Annotated in this window: 19 protein-coding genes; 13 read left to right on the forward strand and 6 right to left on the reverse strand. The window is 68.6% G+C overall.

Features of this window, described 5'->3' with window-relative positions; all coding sequences use genetic code 11:
* Window positions 1-51: 51 nt before the first annotated feature.
* A complete protein-coding gene (locus C1927_RS03845) occupies window positions 52-978 on the forward strand; it encodes a DUF6607 family protein (RefSeq protein WP_079220665.1) in 927 nt (308 codons plus the stop codon).
* A 228-nt stretch (window positions 979-1,206) separates the two neighbouring features.
* Here C1927_RS03845 and C1927_RS03850 read toward each other — a convergent pair whose 3' ends face one another.
* The 3 genes from C1927_RS03850 to C1927_RS03860 all read right to left on the reverse strand — a co-directional run bounded on the left by C1927_RS03850 (window position 1,207) and on the right by C1927_RS03860 (window position 4,789).
* Window positions 1,207-1,560, reverse strand: coding sequence for a DMT family protein (locus C1927_RS03850; RefSeq protein ID WP_079220666.1), 354 nt, complete (start codon window positions 1,558-1,560; stop codon window positions 1,207-1,209).
* Between the two features lie 68 nt (window positions 1,561-1,628).
* Complete coding sequence (locus C1927_RS03855) at window positions 1,629-4,145, reverse strand: FtsX-like permease family protein (RefSeq protein ID WP_108745986.1); 2,517 nt, start codon at window positions 4,143-4,145, stop codon at window positions 1,629-1,631.
* Complete coding sequence (locus tag C1927_RS03860) at window positions 4,142-4,789, reverse strand: ATP-binding cassette domain-containing protein (RefSeq protein WP_079220668.1); 648 nt, start codon at window positions 4,787-4,789, stop codon at window positions 4,142-4,144. Before C1927_RS03860 ends, C1927_RS03855 begins: the two co-directional genes overlap by 4 nt.
* Window positions 4,790-4,864: 75 nt before the next feature.
* Between C1927_RS03860 and C1927_RS03865 the strand changes: the two genes are divergently transcribed.
* The 3 genes from C1927_RS03865 (at window position 4,865) to C1927_RS03875 (ending at window position 7,732) form a co-directional block, all read left to right on the forward strand.
* A complete protein-coding gene (locus tag C1927_RS03865) occupies window positions 4,865-5,509 on the forward strand; it encodes an arylesterase (RefSeq protein ID WP_108745987.1) in 645 nt (214 codons plus the stop codon).
* An 87-nt stretch (window positions 5,510-5,596) separates the two neighbouring features.
* Window positions 5,597-6,310 (forward strand): response regulator transcription factor, encoded by a 714-nt coding sequence (locus C1927_RS03870; protein ID WP_002811889.1) that lies wholly within the window; start codon window positions 5,597-5,599, stop codon window positions 6,308-6,310.
* A 150-nt stretch (window positions 6,311-6,460) separates the two neighbouring features.
* On the forward strand, window positions 6,461-7,732 hold the full coding sequence (locus tag C1927_RS03875; RefSeq protein ID WP_079220670.1) for a HAMP domain-containing sensor histidine kinase: 1,272 nt from the start codon (window positions 6,461-6,463) through the stop codon (window positions 7,730-7,732).
* A 76-nt stretch (window positions 7,733-7,808) separates the two neighbouring features.
* Here C1927_RS03875 and C1927_RS03880 read toward each other — a convergent pair whose 3' ends face one another.
* Window positions 7,809-8,510 carry an SGNH/GDSL hydrolase family protein gene (locus C1927_RS03880; protein ID WP_079220671.1) on the reverse strand — a complete coding sequence of 234 codons (702 nt, stop codon included), beginning with the start codon at window positions 8,508-8,510 and terminating at the stop codon, window positions 7,809-7,811.
* Window positions 8,511-8,723: 213 nt separating this feature from the next.
* On the opposite strand from C1927_RS03880, the gene C1927_RS03885 reads away from it, so the two are divergent.
* The 9 genes from C1927_RS03885 to C1927_RS03925 all read left to right on the forward strand — a co-directional run bounded on the left by C1927_RS03885 (window position 8,724) and on the right by C1927_RS03925 (window position 16,008).
* Window positions 8,724-9,119 (forward strand): diacylglycerol kinase, encoded by a 396-nt coding sequence (locus C1927_RS03885; protein WP_079220672.1) that lies wholly within the window; start codon window positions 8,724-8,726, stop codon window positions 9,117-9,119.
* Window positions 9,120-9,152: 33 nt separating this feature from the next.
* On the forward strand, window positions 9,153-9,902 hold the full coding sequence (locus C1927_RS03890) for a TerC family protein (RefSeq protein WP_079220673.1): 750 nt from the start codon (window positions 9,153-9,155) through the stop codon (window positions 9,900-9,902).
* Window positions 9,903-10,080: 178 nt separating this feature from the next.
* Window positions 10,081-11,241, forward strand: coding sequence for an MFS transporter (locus tag C1927_RS03895; RefSeq protein ID WP_108745989.1), 1,161 nt, complete (start codon window positions 10,081-10,083; stop codon window positions 11,239-11,241).
* 555 nt (window positions 11,242-11,796) lie between these two features.
* The gene (locus tag C1927_RS03900) at window positions 11,797-12,414 is read left to right on the forward strand and encodes a LemA family protein (protein WP_079220675.1); all 618 of its coding nucleotides are present in this window, start codon (window positions 11,797-11,799) and stop codon (window positions 12,412-12,414) included.
* 3 nt (window positions 12,415-12,417) lie between these two features.
* Window positions 12,418-13,302, forward strand: a complete 885-nt coding sequence (locus C1927_RS03905) for a TPM domain-containing protein (RefSeq protein ID WP_079220676.1) — start codon at window positions 12,418-12,420, stop codon at window positions 13,300-13,302.
* The gene (locus tag C1927_RS03910; protein WP_108745990.1) at window positions 13,302-13,796 is read left to right on the forward strand and encodes a TPM domain-containing protein; all 495 of its coding nucleotides are present in this window, start codon (window positions 13,302-13,304) and stop codon (window positions 13,794-13,796) included. Before C1927_RS03905 ends, C1927_RS03910 begins: the two co-directional genes overlap by 1 nt.
* 36 nt (window positions 13,797-13,832) lie before the next feature.
* Complete coding sequence (lgt, locus tag C1927_RS03915; RefSeq protein WP_108745991.1) at window positions 13,833-14,720, forward strand: prolipoprotein diacylglyceryl transferase; 888 nt, start codon at window positions 13,833-13,835, stop codon at window positions 14,718-14,720.
* On the forward strand, window positions 14,717-15,511 hold the full coding sequence (locus C1927_RS03920) for a thymidylate synthase (RefSeq protein WP_079220679.1): 795 nt from the start codon (window positions 14,717-14,719) through the stop codon (window positions 15,509-15,511). The genes lgt and C1927_RS03920 overlap by 4 nt, the downstream gene beginning before the upstream one ends.
* A gap of 5 nt (window positions 15,512-15,516) precedes the next feature.
* On the forward strand, window positions 15,517-16,008 hold the full coding sequence (locus C1927_RS03925) for a dihydrofolate reductase (RefSeq protein ID WP_108745992.1): 492 nt from the start codon (window positions 15,517-15,519) through the stop codon (window positions 16,006-16,008).
* Between the two features lie 71 nt (window positions 16,009-16,079).
* On the opposite strand, the gene C1927_RS03930 is transcribed toward C1927_RS03925, so the two are convergent.
* Together C1927_RS03930 and C1927_RS03935 are read right to left on the reverse strand one after the other, a co-directional pair.
* Window positions 16,080-16,736 (reverse strand): DUF1287 domain-containing protein, encoded by a 657-nt coding sequence (locus C1927_RS03930; RefSeq protein WP_108745993.1) that lies wholly within the window; start codon window positions 16,734-16,736, stop codon window positions 16,080-16,082.
* Window positions 16,733-17,746, reverse strand: a complete 1,014-nt coding sequence (locus C1927_RS03935; RefSeq protein WP_079220684.1) for a symmetrical bis(5'-nucleosyl)-tetraphosphatase — start codon at window positions 17,744-17,746, stop codon at window positions 16,733-16,735. Before C1927_RS03935 ends, C1927_RS03930 begins: the two co-directional genes overlap by 4 nt.
* Window positions 17,747-17,751 lie beyond the last annotated feature (5 nt).

Below are 17,751 nucleotides of genomic sequence, written 5' to 3' on the forward strand. Positions count from 1 at the left end.
TGCGGCCATGGATGGCCACCCCTCGAACGTGACACCCCGAAGGAATTCCAGATGAAGTTGCAGACAGCCAGCGTGATGGTGCTGATCGCCGCAAGCGGTGCAGCCAGCGCGCAGCCCTCCGATATCGCCCGTGACCACGCCAGCATCCTGGCCATGCAGGGCGAGTACACCGTGGATTTCGCCTTCGACGAAACCGTGCTGCTGAAGCCGGGCTACGAGCGTGCGCCAGCCATGCGCAGTGCCGGCAACGAAGTGGTGATCGTGGTTGAAGACAGCCCGCGCCGCGTTGTCCTGCAGCACCTGCTGGTGGACGCCAAGAGCGGCCACGTGACCAAGCACTGGCGCCAGGACTGGGTGTATGAAGCCCCCAACCGGTTCGAGTTCAGCGCCGACCAGACCTGGCAGGTGCGCACGATCGCAGCGGCCACCAACACGGGCGCCTGGACCCAGTGCGTCTACGAAGTGAGCGATGCCCCGCGCTACTGCGGCACCGGCACCTGGACCTACGACAACAACGTGCCGACCTGGACCAGCGACATCAGCTGGCGCCCCCTGCCGCGCCGCGAATACACCAAGCGCAGCGACTACAACGCGCTGGCCGTGGTCAACCGCCACACGCTCACGCCGAACGGCTGGACCCACGAGCAGTTCAACACCAAGGTGCAGCGCAACGCCGACGGCAGCCAGGTGGAGATCGCCCGCGAGTTCGGCTTCAACGACTACATCAAGACCACCGAGGTCGACTTCACCCCGGCGCGCGACTACTGGAAGGCGACGGCCGGCTACTGGGCCAAGGTGCGCCAGCGCTGGGACGGCTTCCTGACCCAGGCCCCGGGCGTACACCTGAAGACCAAGCTGGATGGCATGGCGATGATCATCCCGCTGTTCACCCAGGCCGACGACATCCAGTCGGGCAAGAAGGTGAAGGACAAGCAGATCGACGAAGTGTTCGCCAAGTACGTGGAAAAGGCCCAGTAACGTCGGGCCGCAACCGCATCCACGCAGGGCGTGTATCTACCGGCGGATCGCCAGTAGATCCACGCCACGCGTGGATGCCGTCATCCGTCAGTAGATCCACGCCATGCGTGGATGCCGTCATCCGCCAGTAGATCCACGCCATGCGTGGATGCCGTCATCCGTCAGTAGATCCACGCCATGCGTGGATGCCGTCATCCGCCAGTAGATCCACGCCATGCGTGGATGCGCTTATTCCTTGAACATCAGGAACGCCGCCAGCACGATCAGCCCGAACGCGGCGTAGTGGTTCCACTTCAACGGCTGGCCCAGGTAGAACGCGGAGAACACCGCGAACACCACCAGGGTGATCACTTCCTGCATGCCTTTCAGCTGCGGCGCCGAATACACCGCGCTGCCCAGCCGGTTGCCCGGCACCTGCAGGCAGTACTCGAAGAAGGCGATGCCCCAGCTGACCATGATGACCATCATCAGCGGCGCGCTCTTGTACTTCAGGTGGCCGTACCAGGCGAAGGTCATGAAGATGTTGCTGCCGAGCAGCAGCAACACCGGGTACAGGTAAGCGGCGAACGACGTGCCGGGCATCCGGGCGATCTCATCAGGTGGGGCGCGCAGCATACAGCCGGCCCCACCCGCAGCGTGTCACGGCGGCGTCAGGCCTCGCGCAGGGCCAGCGCCGGCGGGGTGTGCAGGATCGCCCGCGTGCCCCACCAGCCGGCCAGCAGGCTCAGGCCGATGCCGACCAGCCCACCCAGCAGCAGCCCAGGCCAGGGCGGCAGCAGCGGCAGTTCGAACACCTTCTGCGACACCGCCACGCCGATGCCGGCGGCCGCACCCACGGCCAGCAGCGCGGCCAGCGCACCCAGCGCGCCGAACTCCACCAGCACCGCACCGCGCAGCTGCCGCCGCGTGGCCCCCAGCGTGCGCAGCACCGCGCTGTCGTAGCGGCGCTCGCCGGCCGTGGCCTGCAGCGCTGCCAGCAGCACCAGCACGCCGGCCAGCAGGCTGAACACCATCACCAGCTGCACCGCCTGCGCGACGCGGTTCATCACCTCGCGCACCTGCGAGATCACCGCGTCCACGTCCAGCAGCGACAGGTTGGGTTGCTCGCGCACCAGCGCACCCAGGCCTGCCGCCTTGCCGGCCGGCAGATGGAACGCCGACAGCAGGTTGTGCGGCGTATCGCCCACCGCGTTGGGGTTGAGCAGCACGAAGAAGTTCGGGCGGAAGGTGTTCCAGTCCGCCTTGCGCACGCTGGTCACGGTGAACTCGCGTTCCTGCTCGCCCACGGCAATGGTGATGCGGTCGCCGGGATACACGCCGTAGCGCTTGGCCCAGCCGATCTCCACCGAGGCTTCCGGCGCGGTGCTGTCGGCCTTCCAGAACGTGCCGTTGACCAGCGTGTTGGCCGGCGGGAAGGTGCTGCGCCAGCTGAAGTTCAACGGCCGGTTCTCGTCATCATCGTCGCGCTGGGCGTCGCCCTGTGCCGGCGTGCCGTCCTGTTCCGGGGTGCGGTCCACGCGCAGCGGCGGCTTGCCGTTGATCGCGATCAGGCGGCCGGTGGCCATCGGTTCAACGCTGGCATCGGCCGCGCCCAGCCCCTGCAGCGCGGCCAGCACGCCGTCGCGCTGTTCGGGCTGGATGTTGATCAGGAAGTAGTTGGGCGTGTTCTCCGGCAGGCGCTCGCGCCATTGCTGCAGCAGGCCGGGGCCGGTCACGGCCAGCAGCAGCAGCGCGCACAGCGACAGCGACAGCCCGACCAGCTGCATCACCGCCAGCATCCGGCGCCGGGTCAGCGCGGCCAGGCCCAGCCGCCAGTTGCCATGCAGGCGGTGCTGCAGGCCGCGCAGCAGCTGCAGCAGCAGGAAGCCGACCACGCCGGCGGCCAGCGCCAGCGCCGCCAGGCCGCCCAGCACCCACAGGGCCAGCTTCAGATCGCCAGTGACCTGCACCGCCAGCAGCAGGCTGGCCCCCAGCGCGGCCACATAGGCCAGCAGCGAGGCTGGCGGCAGGGCGGCGAAGGAGCGGTTGAGCACGCGCATCGGCGGCACCCCGCGCAGGCGCAGCAGCGGCGGCAGGCCGAAGCCGAACAACAGCAGCAGGCCGATGCCCGCGCCGGTCAGCGCCGGGGTGGCCTCGGGCAGCGGCAGGCGCTGCGGCACCAGGCTGCCCAGCACCTGCACCAGGCCTTCCTGCGCGGCCATGCCCAGGCCGATGCCGAGCACGCAGGCCGGCACCGCCAGCATCAGCAGCTGCAGCGCCAGGCCGGCCAGGATGTCGCGCTGGCGCGCACCCAGGCAGCGCAGGATCGCCACCTGGTCGATGCGACGCAGGGCGAAGCGGTTGGCCGCCAGCGCCGTAGCCACGCCGGCCAGCAGCACCGCCAGCAGCGCGCTGAGGCCGAGGAAGCGGCCGGCCAGATCAAACGCCTGGCGCACGCCACGCTGGGTGTCGTCCACGCTGAGCAGGCGCATGCCCTTTACCTGCGGCAGCAGCCACTGCCGGTACGCGGCCACCTGGGCGGGCGCACCGGCCACCATCAACCGGTAGTTGATGCGGCTGCCGGGCCCGAGCAGGCCGGTGCCGTCCACGTCGGCGCGGTTCATCAGCAGGGTGGGGGACAGGGTCAGCAGGTCGCCGCCGGTGTCCGGCTCGGCCTCGATGATGCCGGCCACGCGCAGCGTGCCCGCACCGAATTCCAGCGCATCACCCACCTTCAGCCCCAGTGCCTGCAACAGGCGCGGGTCGGCATAGGTCTGGCCCTGCGGCGGCATGCCGGCATCGGCGATCAGCGCGCCGCCCGGCGTGGCCCGCACCCGCAGCGTGCCGCGCAGCGGATAGCCGGCCTGCACTGCCTTGATGCTGGCCATCTGGCTGGCATCGCCGTTGAACAGCACGCTGCCGAAGCCGGCGATGCGCGTGTGCGCCAGCCCGCGCCGCTGCGCTTCCTCTGCAAAGACCGCCGGCGGATCGCTGCGCCCGGCCACGCCGAGGTCGCCGCCCAGCATCTCGGCCGCGCTGCCGGTCAGGGCCAGGTTGACCCGGTTGACCAGGGTGCCCACGGCGGTCATCACCGCCACGCCCAGCACCAGTGCGGCGAACACCGTCAGCAGGTCACCGGCCAGGGCTTCGCGGCGCAGCGCGCGCCAGGCGTGCCGCAGCAGGTTCATGCCTGTGCCCCGTACTCGACCGCCTGCAGGCGGCCATTGTCGATGCGATGGATGTACTGGCAGCGCTGCGCCAGGCGCAGGTCGTGGGTGACCAGCACCAGGGTGGTGCCGCTGCCGGCATTGAGTTCGAACAGCAGATCGCTGATGTGCTGGCCGGTGGCCTGGTCCAGCGAACCGGTGGGTTCATCGGCGAACAGGATGCGCGGGCGGGTGACGAAGGCGCGGGCCAGGGCGACGCGCTGCTGTTCGCCACCGGACAGCTGCCGTGGGTAATGGCGGGCGCGGTGCGACAGGCCGACCTGGGCCAGCACTTCATCGACCCGCGCGCGGTCCTCGCGGCCGGCCAGTTCCAGCGGCAGTGCGACGTTTTCGGCCGCCGTCAGCGCCGGCAGCAGGTGGAAGCTCTGGAACACGAAGCCCACTTCGCGCGCACGCAGCTGCGCCCGGGCCTCCTCGTCCAGCGCGCCCAGCGATTGCCCGGCCAGGGTGATGCCGCCGCGGCTGGGCAGGTCCAGCCCGGCCAGCAGGCCGAGCAGGGTGGTCTTGCCGGAACCGGAGGCCCCGACAATCGCCACGCTGGTGCCTTCATGTACCGTGAGGGTGATGTTGTCCAGTATGTGGACTTCACCCTCCGGGCCATGCACGGATTTGCCGACCTGGTCGACGGCGATGGCGACGGACGCGCTGCGGGGGGACAGGCTGTCGATGAGGAGACTCCAATGCGCATTACAGGGTGGAGCCGGCAAGCCGGCACGATGATGGTGCTGCTGCTAGGGTTGCTGCTGTGGTCCGGGCTGGCGTGTGCCAAAGGTCCGGCCGGCACGGTGCTGGTGCTCGGCGACAGCCTCAGTGCTGCCCACAATATCCCGGCCGACGCAGGCTGGGTCAGCCTGCTGGACAAGCGGGTCAGGCAGCAGTCGAAAACCCCGCCGCGCATCGTCAACGCCAGCATGAGCGGGGAAACCACCGCTGGCGCGCTGACCCGCCTGCCGGGCCTGCTGGCGAAGGAGAAGCCGACCGTGGTGGTCATTGCCCTGGGCGGCAACGACGCGCTGCGTGGGCTGACCCCGGCGCAGGTGCAGGGCAACCTGGAAAAGATGCTGCTGGCCAGCCGCGCTGCCGGGGCCAAGGTGCTGCTGCTGGGCATCGACGTGCCGCCCAACTACGGCCCGGCCTACCGCCAGCGCCTGGCCGCCGCCTACCGCGCCCTGGCCGACAAGTACCAGGTGCCGCTGCTGCCGTTCCTGCTGGAAGGCGTGGCCCTGCAGCCGGGGCTGATGCAGGCCGACGGCCTGCACCCCACCGCGCAGGCCCAGCCGAAGGTGCTGGACAACGTCTGGCCGCTGCTCAAGCCGCTGCTGTGAATCTTTTTTCAGCGACTTGACGGAACTTCACATCGCGTCCACCGTCGATCGGGCATGTTTCACAAAGCTGAAGAAAGAGGGACTCACATGCGTCAGACGAAGGAGACTTCCGGCTTGGTGCTGGTGGTCGAGGACAACCGCAACATCTCCGAGATGATCGGCGAATACCTGGAAGGCCGTGGCTTCGAGGTGGACTATGCGCAGGATGGCCTGGACGGCTACCGTCTGGCGGCTGAAAACAGCTACGACGTGGTCGTGCTGGACCTGATGCTGCCGCGCCTGGATGGCATCGAAGTGTGCCGCCGCCTGCGCAACGATGCACGCAAGTCGACCCCGGTGCTGATGCTGACCGCGCGCGATACGCTGGACGACAAGCTCACCGGCCTGGGTTTTGGTGCCGATGACTACCTGACCAAGCCGTTCGCCATCCAGGAACTGGAAGCCCGCCTGCGCGCGCTGATCCGCCGCGAACGTCGCCAGGTGGGTTCGGAAGTGCTCAAGGTCGCCGACCTGGTGCTCGATCCGGTCAGCATGCGGGCCACCCGCGCCGGTACCGAACTGCAGCTCTCGCCCATCGGCCTGCGCCTGCTGACCATCCTGATGCGGGAATCGCCCCGCGTGGTCACCCGCCAGGAAATCGAGCGCGAGATCTGGGGCAACGGGCTGCCGGATTCGGACACCCTGCGCAGCCACCTGTACAACCTGCGCAAGATCATCGACAAGCCGTTCGACCGTCCGCTGCTGCACACCGTGCAGAGTGCCGGTTACCGCATCGCCGACATCGCCCAGCCGATGGCCTGAAGGGTGCCGGCGCAGGAACAGGCCCGCCCCGGCTCCGGCCGGGTCGCGGGGCAGGGAACGGGCCGTCGGCCGTACGCGGGGTCATCCCCCGTGCACGTCGCCGGCACGTCGCGCTGCCTATAATCGCAGCGCTTCAACCGGGACCCCGCAATGCCGCACGGCCTGCCGCGCAAGATCCGTATCGCTTTCATCCTGCAGGCAGTGCTGGCCAGCGTGGGCATCCTGCTCGGTGCCTGGCTGGTCTCGCTGGTGATCAAGCACAGCCTGGTGGGCGCCGCCCTGCGCGAAGAGGCGGCCTACTACTGGACGCTGCACGAGGCCTCGCCCGCGCAGCCGCCGCCCAATACCCAGAACATCCGTGGCTACCTGCTCGAGCGCGGGCGCTCCAGCCTGTCGCTGCCGGCCAACCTGCGCACGCTTGAACCCGGTTTCCACGAACTGCCCGACGATGACCAGCTGGTGCTGGTCGATGCCCGGGCCGAAGGCCGCCTGTACCTGGTGTTCCTGCGCTCGCGCGCGGAAATGCTGGCCTTCTGGTTCGGCATCGTGCCGGTGCTGCTGACCCTGCTGGCGGTGTATGGCGCCAGTTGGGTGACCTACCGTGCGTCCAAGCGGCTGGTGTCGCCGGTGAACTGGCTGGCGCGCCGGGTGTCGCGTTGGGACCCTGGCCACCCCGAAGCAGCCGACCTGGAGCCGGACAAGCTGCCCGCCGACATGCAGGGCGAGACCCGCCAACTGGCGGCCGCGCTGCATTCACTGGCCAACCGGGTCACCGACCACGTGGCCCGCGAACGCAACTTCACCCGCGATGCCAGCCACGAGCTGCGCACGCCGCTCACCGTGATCCGCGTGGCCAGCGACATGGCGCTGGGCGATGACAGCCTGGAACCGCGCCTGCGCCGCAGCCTGCAGCGCATCCAGCGCGCCGGGCGGGACATGGAAGCGGTGATCGATGCGTTCCTGATCCTGGCCCGCGAGGCCGACATCGAACCGCAGATCGAGCTGTTCGATGTCAACGACATCGTCCGCTACGAGGTGGACAACGCCAACGAACTGCTGGGCAACCGCCCGGTGGCGGTGCACCTGCACAGTGCCGGCCCGGTGCAGCTGCATGCCCCGCCGCGCGTGCTGCAGGTGGTGGTCAGCAACCTGGTGCGCAACGCCTGCAACTACACCGACGAAGGCCGCATCGACGTGCAGGTCGAGCCTGACCGGGTGGTGGTGCGGGATACCGGCATCGGCATGTCGGCCGAAGCGCTGGCCCGCGCGTTCGAGCCGTTCTACCGCGCCGAGCCGGACCGCCCGCAGGGCACCGGCCTGGGCCTGTCGATCGTGCGCCGGCTGTGCGACCGCTTCGGCTGGAAGGTCGCCCTGGCCAGCGAGCCGGGCAAGGGCACCGAAGCGACGGTCATCTTCCGCTGACCCGCGCCGCCGGGCATGGCCCGGCGCTACCAGTAGATCCACGCCATGCGTGGATGAATTCCGGGTCACGCCCTGCTCAATCGCACTTCACCTTCGGCGCCACCGCCTTGGTCCAGATCGCGTAGCCGGCCGGGGTCATGTGCAGCATGTCCTCGCGGAACAGCTTCGCATCCGGCTGGCCATCGGCACCCAGCATCGGGGTGTAGATGTCGGTGTAGCCGGTGTTGGGCAGCTTGGCCAGGGCGGCCTTGATCATTGCGTTGGCCTGGTTGATCGCCGGCAGCAGGTGCGCGCGTGACGGGCTGGGCTTGATCGACAGGTATTCCACCTTGGTCTTCGGCAGGTCGCGATGCACGCGCTGCACGAAGGCCACCACGTCATCGCGGACCTGGGTGGCGCTGCGGCCGCTGTTGAGGTCGTTGTCGCCGGCATAGAAGAACACCTTGCACGGCGCATACGGCACCACGACCTGGCCGGCATACCAGGTGCTGTCGCGCACTTCCGAACCTCCGAAGCCACGGTTGAACACCGGCTGGCCGGGGAAGTCCTGGGCCAGGCTCTCCCAGAAGCGGATCGAGGAGCTGCCGATGAATTCGATGCCACCGCGCGGCGGCGGGTTGCTCTGGTCGGCCTTGAGGAAGCTGGCCATGTCGCCTTCCCAGGCCACGTTGGACACCTGTTCGGGTACGCGCGGCGGGGCCGGCGGGCTCAACGCCTGGGCCAGCGGGGCCAGGGTCAGCAATCCAAGCGACAGCAGGCAGGTACGGGCGACGGACATCAGGGGCTCCAGCAAGGGCAGGGGACACCCATCATAGGAGTTCGCTGCGGTGCTGCGCTTGCCGATGGCGGGTCGTTGGCCGGCCCGCGCGGGGTGCCGCCGCCGCCCTTGTGGCAAAATGGGGGCTGTCTGCCCATTCCTGTGCACCCATGATTGCCTGCCGTGCGTCTGAGCGGTCGCTGCGCCGCGCCCCTGTTGCTGGATGTTCCACCCGTGGCTGATCAGTTCGGCCACATGCCCCGCGGCCCGCGCCGCATCTTCCAGGCCGCCCGCTGGTCCTGGCAGGGCCTGCGTGCTGCCTGGCTGCACGAGTCCTCGTTCCGGCTGGAGGTCTACCTGCTGGTGCTGCTGACCCCGCTGGCGCTGTGGCTGGGCCAGACCCCGGTCGAGCGCGCGCTGATGATCGGCTCGATGCTGCTGGTGCTGGCGATGGAACTGGCCAATTCGGCCATCGAAGCGGTCATCGAGCGCTACGGCGCCGAGATCCACGAGCTGGCCGGCCGCGCCAAGGACATGGGCTCGGCGGCCGTCTTCGTGCTGATGATGAACGTGCTGCTGTGCTGGGCGCTGGTCGTGGTGCCCCACCTGCTGGCCGGCGCTTACGCCTGAACCCCCATTCCCCCACTGTCCTGAAGAGTTTCCATGTCCTTTGAGTTCCTCGCCGACCCCAATGCCTGGGTAACCCTGTTTACCCTCAGCGCCCTGGAAATCGTGCTCGGCATCGACAACCTGGTGTTCATCTCCATCGCCGTCAGCAAGCTGCCGGAAGAGCGCCGCCCGTTCGCCCGCAAGCTCGGCATCGCCGTGGCCTGCATCACCCGCATCGGCCTGCTGGTATCGCTGGCCTACCTGGCGCACATGGCCGCCAACCTGTTCACCGTGGCCGGCATGGGCATCTCCATCCGCGACCTGGTGCTGATCGTCGGTGGCCTGTTCCTGATCATCAAGGGCTACATGGAGATCAAGGAGCTGATCACCGGTGGCGAGGATGAAGACCCCACCACCACCAAGGCCTCGGCCGTGTTCGGCTACGTCATCGCGCAGATCGCGGTCATCGACATCGTGTTCTCGCTGGATTCGGTGATCACCGCCGTCGGCATCGCCGATCACATCCCGGTGATGGTCGCCGCCATCCTGCTGTCGGTGCTGGTGATGCTGCTGGCCGCCAACCCGCTGGGCCGCTTCATCGATGCCAACCCGACGGTGAAGATGCTGGCCCTGGCCTTCATCCTGCTGATCGGCGCGGTGCTGATCCTGGACGGCCTGGACGTGCACGTGCCCAAGCCCTACATCTACGCCGCGATGGGCTTCTCGGTGCTGGTGGAGTGGCTGAACCTGCTGATGCGCCGCCGCGCACGCGACCACCACGTGCCGGGCGCCGGCAACTGGTAAACGATCCACCCAGGACCCCCGGCACTGCCGGGGGTTCTGCGTTGTGGGGCCATGCCCGGCGGAATGCGGCCACCACCTGTGAACCGGGGTCAACACTGTTTTCCCGCGGCGAGGCTTAATCGGCGGCGGCAAAGCGCGCAGGCTACGCAGCTTCCCGTTTCCTCCCCACAGGAACCCCATGAATTCCAGAGCCGCCCTGCTTGCGCTGGCCGTCGGTGCCTTCGGCATCGGCACCACCGAGTTCACCCCGATGGGCCTGCTGCCCGTCATCGCCAGTGGCGTGGGTGTCAGCATCCCCACCGCCGGCATGCTGATCACCGCGTACGCTGTGGGCGTGATGGTCGGCGCGCCGATCATGACCCTGCTGATGGGCCGCTTCTCAAGGCGCACCGCGCTGATGCTGCTGATGTCGATCTTCATCGTCGGCAACCTGCTGTCCGCGCTGGCGCCCAATTACGGCCTGCTGTTGCTGTCGCGCCTGGTCACCAGCCTCAACCACGGTGCCTTCTTCGGCATCGGTGCGGTAGTGGCGGCCAGCCTGGTGCCGAAGGAAAAGCAGGCGGCTGCGGTGGCGACCATGTTCATGGGCCTGACCATCGCCAACATCGGCGGCGTGCCGCTGGCCACCTGGGTCGGCCAGCAGCTGGGCTGGCGCCTGGCGTTTGCCGGCACCGCGGTGCTGGGCGTGGTGGCGATCACCGCGCTTGCGCTGGCCCTGCCGGCCTCGGCGCCGGGCGCGCGGCCGGACGTGCGCCGCGAGCTGAAGGCGATCCTGCAGCCGCAGGTGCTGCTGGCGATGGCGACCACGGTGCTGGGCGCCGGTGCCATGTTCACGCTCTACACCTACGTGGCGCCGGTGCTGACCGAGCTGACGGGTGCATCGAATGCGTTCATCGCAATGTCGCTGGCGCTGATCGGCATCGGCTTCACCGTCGGCAACGGCATCGGTGGGCGCTTGGCCGACTGGTCGTTGGACGGTGCCACGCGCATCCTGCTGGCGGCGCTGGCCGTGCTGATGTTCGTGCTGCCGCTGGCCTTCATGCATCACGCCACTGCGGCACTGGGTGTACTGCTGTTCGGTGCGGCGACCTTCGCCATCGTGCCGCCGCTGCAGATCCGGGTGATGCAGGCCGCCAGCGAGGCGCCGGGCCTGGCGTCGTCGATCAACGTGGGTGCGTTCAACCTGGGCAATGCGGTGGGTGCCGCGCTGGGTGGTGCGGTGATCAGCGCGGGGCTGGGCTATGCGGCGATTCCGGTGGCCGGTGGTCTGCTGGCGACGGCGGGGTTGCTGCTGGCGTGGCTGGGGCGGACGCGCGCGCCGGTGGCTGAGGCCTGCTGAGGGGTGTGGGGTTCCGGCAGGGCTTGCAGCCCTGCACCCGCAGAATCAACGTCAACGTCAAAAGCGGTGCTGGTTTTCTGCTGGTTGGGCGGGGCGGTGTGGGCTTGCAGGACACGCCGTAAACCCGTCCATGGGGGCTCGTAGGCGCCATCCATGGCGCCTGCGGTCCTGCAAGCCCACACCGCCCCACCCCCGACAGGTCCACTCGGCTGTTGGTGGGTGCCGACCGTTGGTCGGCACGAATGCCTGGAGCATGGGCTTTTGCTTTTTGCTCTTTTTGATCTTTCCCGCGGTGCCAGGAAACCGTCCATGGTCGGGAGGGTGGGTTGGCTGGGGGCGCGAGCGCCATGGATGGCGCTCACGAGCCTCCATGGACGGATTCACGGCGTCCCCCAGCCAACCCACCCTCCCGACCAAACCCGCATAACCAGCACACCCACACCCACACCCACCGCGGAGGGGGCCCAGCCCGTTGGCCGACCAACCCCGACCTCCACGCTGGCGTTAACGCGAACCATGGCATGCTCGGCAGCCAGTCCACCCGGAACTCCCGCCATGCGCCTGTTCACCCGCGTCCTGCCCCTGTTGCTGCTGGCCTCACTGCTCTCCGGCTGCGGCTACAACGCCATCCAGCAGAAGGATGAAGCGGTCAAGGCCAGCTGGTCCGAAGTGCTCAACCAGTACAAGCGCCGCGCCGACCTGGTGCCCAACCTGGTGCAGACCGTCAAAGGTTTCGCCAGCCAGGAAGAGCGCGTGCTGACTGAAGTCACCAACGCCCGCTCGCGCGTCGGCCAGATCAACGTCAACGCCGATGACGAAGCCTCGCTCAAGCAGTTCCAGCAGGCACAGGGCGAACTGGGCAGCGCGCTGTCGCGCCTGCTGGTGGTCACCGAGAACTACCCGGTGCTGAAGTCCGATGCCAACTTCCGCGACCTGCAGGCCCAGCTGGAAGGCACTGAAAACCGCATCACCGTCGCCCGCGGTCGTTACATCCAGCAGGTGCAGGACTACAACACCTACATCCGCTCGTTCCCGCAGCTGGTCACCGCGAAGATCTTCGGCTACCAGCCCAAGCCCAACTTCAGCGTCGACAACGAAGCGCAGATCTCCAACGCGCCGGCGGTCGATTTCGGCAACGCGCCGCAGCAGCCGGCACCGCAGCCGGCGCACTGAGTCATGCGCCTGGCCACCGTGCTGCTGGCGCTCCTGCTGTGGCTGCCGCTGGCGTCGCAGGCGCAGCAGCTGGCGCCGATTCCCGCGCTCGATTCGCCGGTGGTCGACACCACCGGCACCCTCGATGCCACGCAGAAGCAGGCGCTGGTACAGCAGGCGCTGGCGCTGCAGCAGCGCAAAGGCAGCCAGCTGCAGGTGCTGGTGGTGCCCAGCACGCAGCCGGAGGACATCGCCCAGTACACCACCCGCGTCTTCGACCAGTGGCAGATCGGCCGCAAGGGCGTGGATGACGGCGTGCTGCTGGTGGTGGCCAAGGACGATCGCCGCGTTCGCATCGAACCGGGCTACGGCCTGGAAGGCGCCATTCCCGATGCCATCGCCAACCGGGTCATCCAGGAATACCTGGTGCCGCGCTTCCGCAGCGGCGATTACGCTGGCGGCATCACCGACGCCACGGCCGTGCTGGTCAAGCTGGTCGACGGCGAGCCGCTGCCGGCGCCGGTCAGTGGCCATCGTGGCCGCGAGCCGGGTGGTGGCGACACCTGGATCCTGGCGCTGTTCATCGGCGTGTTCGCCGGCAGCATCCTGCGCGGGGTGTTCTCACGGGTGCCACGCCCGCTGCGCGGCCTGCTGGGCGGCGGTGGCGCGGCGCTGGCCGCTTTCATCTTCACCTCCACCGTGCTGGCCAGCGGCCTGGCCGGCATTGTCGGTCTGGTGGTGGCGATGCTGTCCGGCCATCCCGGGCGTTTTGCCGGGGGTGGCGGCTGGGGCGGCGGCAGCTGGGGTGGGGGCGGTGGCTTTGGCGGTGGTGGCGGTTTTGGTGGCGGCGGCGGCTGGGGCGGCGGTGGTGGCCGCTCCGGTGGCGGTGGCGCCTCGGGGGGCTGGTGATGATCCGGCGCCTGTGCCGCCATCTCCTGGCACCCTCGGTGCGGCGGGCTTTCCCGCCGGACACCCTGCGGGCCATCACCGAGGCCATTGCCGCCGGCGAGGCACGCCATGGCGGCCAGGTGATGTTCGCGGTGGAGGCGGACCTGCCGCTGCACGCGCTGTGGCGGGGCGTGACCCCGCGGCAGGCGGCCGAGCAGGCCTTCGCCCAGCTGCGCACCTGGGACACCCACCACAACAACGGCGTGCTGATTTACCTGCTGCTGGCCGACCACGCCATCGAGATCGTGGCCGACCGCGGCCTGCACGGCCGGGTCAGCCCAGCGCAGTGGCAGCGGATCTGCACCCATCTGCGCGAGGGCCTGCGCGGGGCCAACCCGGTCGAGGCGCTGCGCAGCGCCATCGACGAGGTCTCCGCGCTGGTGGAAGGGCACTTTCCGGCCGCCACGCGGTCCGATGATGACGGCCTGCCCGACACCCCGCAGATCCTGGGTTGAGCCGTAAAATACCCGTACTCCCGCAAGGCAGCTTCCATGATCTATTTCCACGACATCGACCCCATCGCCCTTTCGCTGGGGCCGATCAAGGTGCACTGGTACGGCATCATGTACCTGCTGGGCTTCACTGCAGCCTGGCTGCTGGGCCGCAAGCGCATCGCCGAAGGCCGCCTGCCGGGCGTCGATGCCAACGGGTTCTCCGACCTGCTGTTCTACGCGATGCTCGGCGTGGTCCTGGGCGGGCGCATCGGCTACATGCTGTTCTATGCGCTGGGCGATTTCCTGCACAACCCGCTGCTGCTGTTCAAGGTGTGGGATGGCGGCATGAGCTTCCACGGTGGCCTGCTGGGCGTCATCGCGGCCTGCTGGTGGTGGTCGCGCAAGCACGCGCTGCACTTCTTCGACACCATGGATTTCATGGCCCCGCTGGTGCCGCTGGGTCTGGGCTTCGGCCGCATCGGCAACTTCATCGGCGCCGAGCTGTGGGGCAAGTACACCGATGGCAGCTGGGGCGTGGTCTTCCCGTCCGGCCTGCCGGCACCGCTGAACCAGCTCGACACCGCCACCCTGCAGGCGCAGTTCGCCAGCGGCGCGCTGAACCCGTACGCCCGCCATCCCTCGCAGCTGTATGAAGCGGCACTGGAAGGCCTGGTGATGTTCGTGGTGCTGTGGGTGGTATCGGCCAAGCCGCGCCACCGCTACCTGATCGGTGGCCTGTTCGCGCTGCTGTACGGCATCTTCCGCTTCGCGGTGGAGTTCGTGCGCATGCCGGACAACGGCATCTACATGGCCTTCGGCTGGCTGACCAAGGGCCAGATCCTGTGCGTGCCGCTCATCGCCTTCGGCCTGGTGCTGCTGGCGTTGTCGCGCCGCGCGCCGGTGCTGCAGCCGCAGCCGCTGGTGGCCGCGGAGGGCAAGGCATGAAGCCCTACCTGGACCTGCTCTCGCATGTGCTTGAGCACGGTGCGGAGAAGAGTGACCGCACCGGTACCGGTACCCGCAGCGTGTTCGGCTGGCAGATGCGCTTCGACCTCAACGAAGGCTTCCCGCTGGTCACCACCAAGAAGCTGCACCTGCGCTCGATCATCCACGAGCTGCTGTGGTTCCTGAAGGGCGATACCAACATCGGCTACCTGAAGGACAACCAGGTGCGCATCTGGGACGAGTGGGCCGACGAGAACGGCGACCTCGGACCGGTCTACGGCAAGCAGTGGCGCAGCTGGGCCACCGCCGATGGCCGCGAGATCGACCAGATGCAGTGGCTGGTGGACGAGATCAAGCGCAACCCCGATTCGCGCCGGCTGGTGGTCAGCGCCTGGAACGTGGGCGAGCTTTCGCAGATGGCGCTGATGCCGTGCCACAACCTGTTCCAGTTCTACGTGGTGGACGGCAAGCTCAGCTGCCAGCTGTACCAGCGCAGCGGTGACATCTTCCTGGGCGTGCCGTTCAACATCGCCAGCTACGCGCTGCTGACCCACATGGTGGCGCAGGCCACCGGCCTGGGCGTGGGCGACTTCGTGCACACCCTGGGCGATGCGCACCTGTATTCGAACCACTACGAGCAGGCGCGCGAGCAGTTGTCGCGTGAACCGCGCGCGCTGCCCAAGCTGTGGCTGAACCCGGAGGTGACCGATCTGTTCGGCTTCCAGTTTGACGACATCCGCATCGACGGCTACGACCCGCACCCGGCCATCAAGGCCCCGGTGGCGGTGTGAGTGCGATGAAGCTCTCGATGATCGTGGCACTGGACCGCAATCGTGGCATCGGCCAGGGCAACGCCATGCCCTGGCACCTGCCGGACGACTTCAAGCACTTCAAGGCGCTCACCCTGGGCAAACCGATCCTGATGGGACGCCGGACCGCCGAGTCGATCGGCCGCGTGCTGCCGGGGCGGACCAACCTGGTGCTGACCCGCAGCGGCCAGGTGCCGTTCGAGGGCATGCGCGCGGTGGCCTCGCTGGATGAAGCAAGGGCCATCGCGGCGGCCGAGGGTGCCAGCGAGCTGTGCATCATCGGCGGCGGCGAGATTTTCCGCCAGCTGCTGGACCAGGCCAGCGATCTGTACCTCACCTGGGTGGATGCCGAGGTGCCGGCCGACACCCATTTCCCCGAGGTGGATCCGGGCGTCTGGCGGGAAACCAGCAGTGAGCCGCATCCGGCCGATGCGCGCCACGCCTACGCGTTCCGCTTCGCGCACTACGTGCGTATGTAGAGTCGAGCCCTGCTCGACTCATCAATGCCGCAGCCGAGCATGGGCTCGGCTCTACAGGAACCGCCTCGACGTTACGTCCCGGGCATCCGGTAGTGGCCGATGATGTCGTGCTGGAAGAGCAGGTCTTCCTCGCGGGTGCCGCGGGCGATGTTGTGCAGGATCAACGGGGTGCCGTCGGCCAGGCGGCGGTCGGACACGATGCCGACGTGCAGCAGGCCATTGCCCGTGAGCTTCCAGGCCACGATGTCGCCAGCGTGGTAGTGGGTGGGCAGGGCGCTGATCGGCTGCTGCCAGCCCTGCCGCTCGAACCAGCGCATCAGGTTGGGCACGCGGCGGTGGTCGATGTTGCTGTCGGGCCGTGCCAGGCCCCAGATCGCCGGGTACGCGCTGAAGTCGCTGCGCATGTCTTCATGCACGCGCGCCTGCAGGTCCAGGCCTTGGCTGCGCAGGGCGCGCACCACTACATCGGTGCAGACGCCACGATCGGCCGGCACGTCACCGCCGGGATAGGCCAGCACCTGGTAAGCGGGGTCATAGCGCGTAGTGACGCCAACCTGCGCGCGTGCAGCGGCGACGAGCGGCTGCGATGGTGCCTGCGGCGGTGGGGGAGCCAGGGCCGGGGCGTGGGCATCGGCGTGCGGCGGGGGCGGGGACGCGGGCTGGCAACCACTGGTACAGGCCAGTGCGAGCAGCAGCACCGTCCATGGTGCGCATCGTCCTTGGCTCATGCCGTTGGCGGGGCTCCGTTGCCAGGGCCGGCGCCGCCGCTGCCACCACCGTTACCGCCACCGCGACGGCGGCGACGACGGCCCCGGCTGGCGGGTGCTGCAGCCGGTTCTTTTTCCTTGCCCGGCGCAGCCGCGGCCGGCCGCTCATGCGCCGGTCGTGCCGGCGGGCGTGCATTGGCCACCGGTGCCGGCACATCACGGCCGGGCACCTGGACCACGCGCAGTTCATCGGTATCGAGCTGGATGGCGGTGAGCTTGCCGCCCCACACCGCACCGGTGTCGATGGCGTGCACGCCCTGGGTGATGGTCAGGCCCAGCGCCGACCAGTGGCCACAGACCACCTTCAGGTCGCGCTCGACCCGGCCCGGCACTTCGAACCAGGGGTACAGCCCCTGTTCCTGGGTGCCCGGCGTGCCCTTGTCCTCGATGCCGATGCGCCCGCGCGGGGTGCAGTAGCGCATGCGGGTGAGCACGTTGATGATCGCGCGCGAGCGGTCGTAGCCGGACAGGTTCGGTGCCCAGCTCGGCTTGTCGCCATACATGTTGCGGAACAGCTTGCGGTAGCCGGCGCCATGCAGCTGCACTTCCACCTCGGCGGCGTGCTTCTCTGCCATCTGCGTGGTCCACTTCGGCGCCAGGCCGGCATGCACCATCATCCAGCCCAGCTCGCGGTCCACGTGCACCAGCTTCTGCAGGCGCAGCCAGTCCAGCAGTTCGTCGCGGTCCTCGGCCTGCACGATGCGCAGCAGGTCCGGGTTGACCTTGCGCTGCTCTTCTTCGGTGCGTGCACCGACAGCCAGCAGCGAAAGATCATGGTTGCCCAGCACCACCACGCTGTGCTCGCGCAGCGAATGCACCAGGCGCAGGGTTTCCAGCGACTGCCCGCCGCGGTTCACCAGGTCGCCACAGAACCACAGGGTGTCCTGCGCCGGGTCGAAGCGGATCTTTTCCAGCAGTCGCTGGGTAACGTCGTAGCAGCCCTGCAGGTCGCCGATCGCCCATACACTCATCGTCC

The sequence above is a fragment of the Stenotrophomonas sp. ZAC14D1_NAIMI4_1 genome, assembly GCF_003086775.1.
GTDB lineage: Bacteria > Pseudomonadota > Gammaproteobacteria > Xanthomonadales > Xanthomonadaceae > Stenotrophomonas.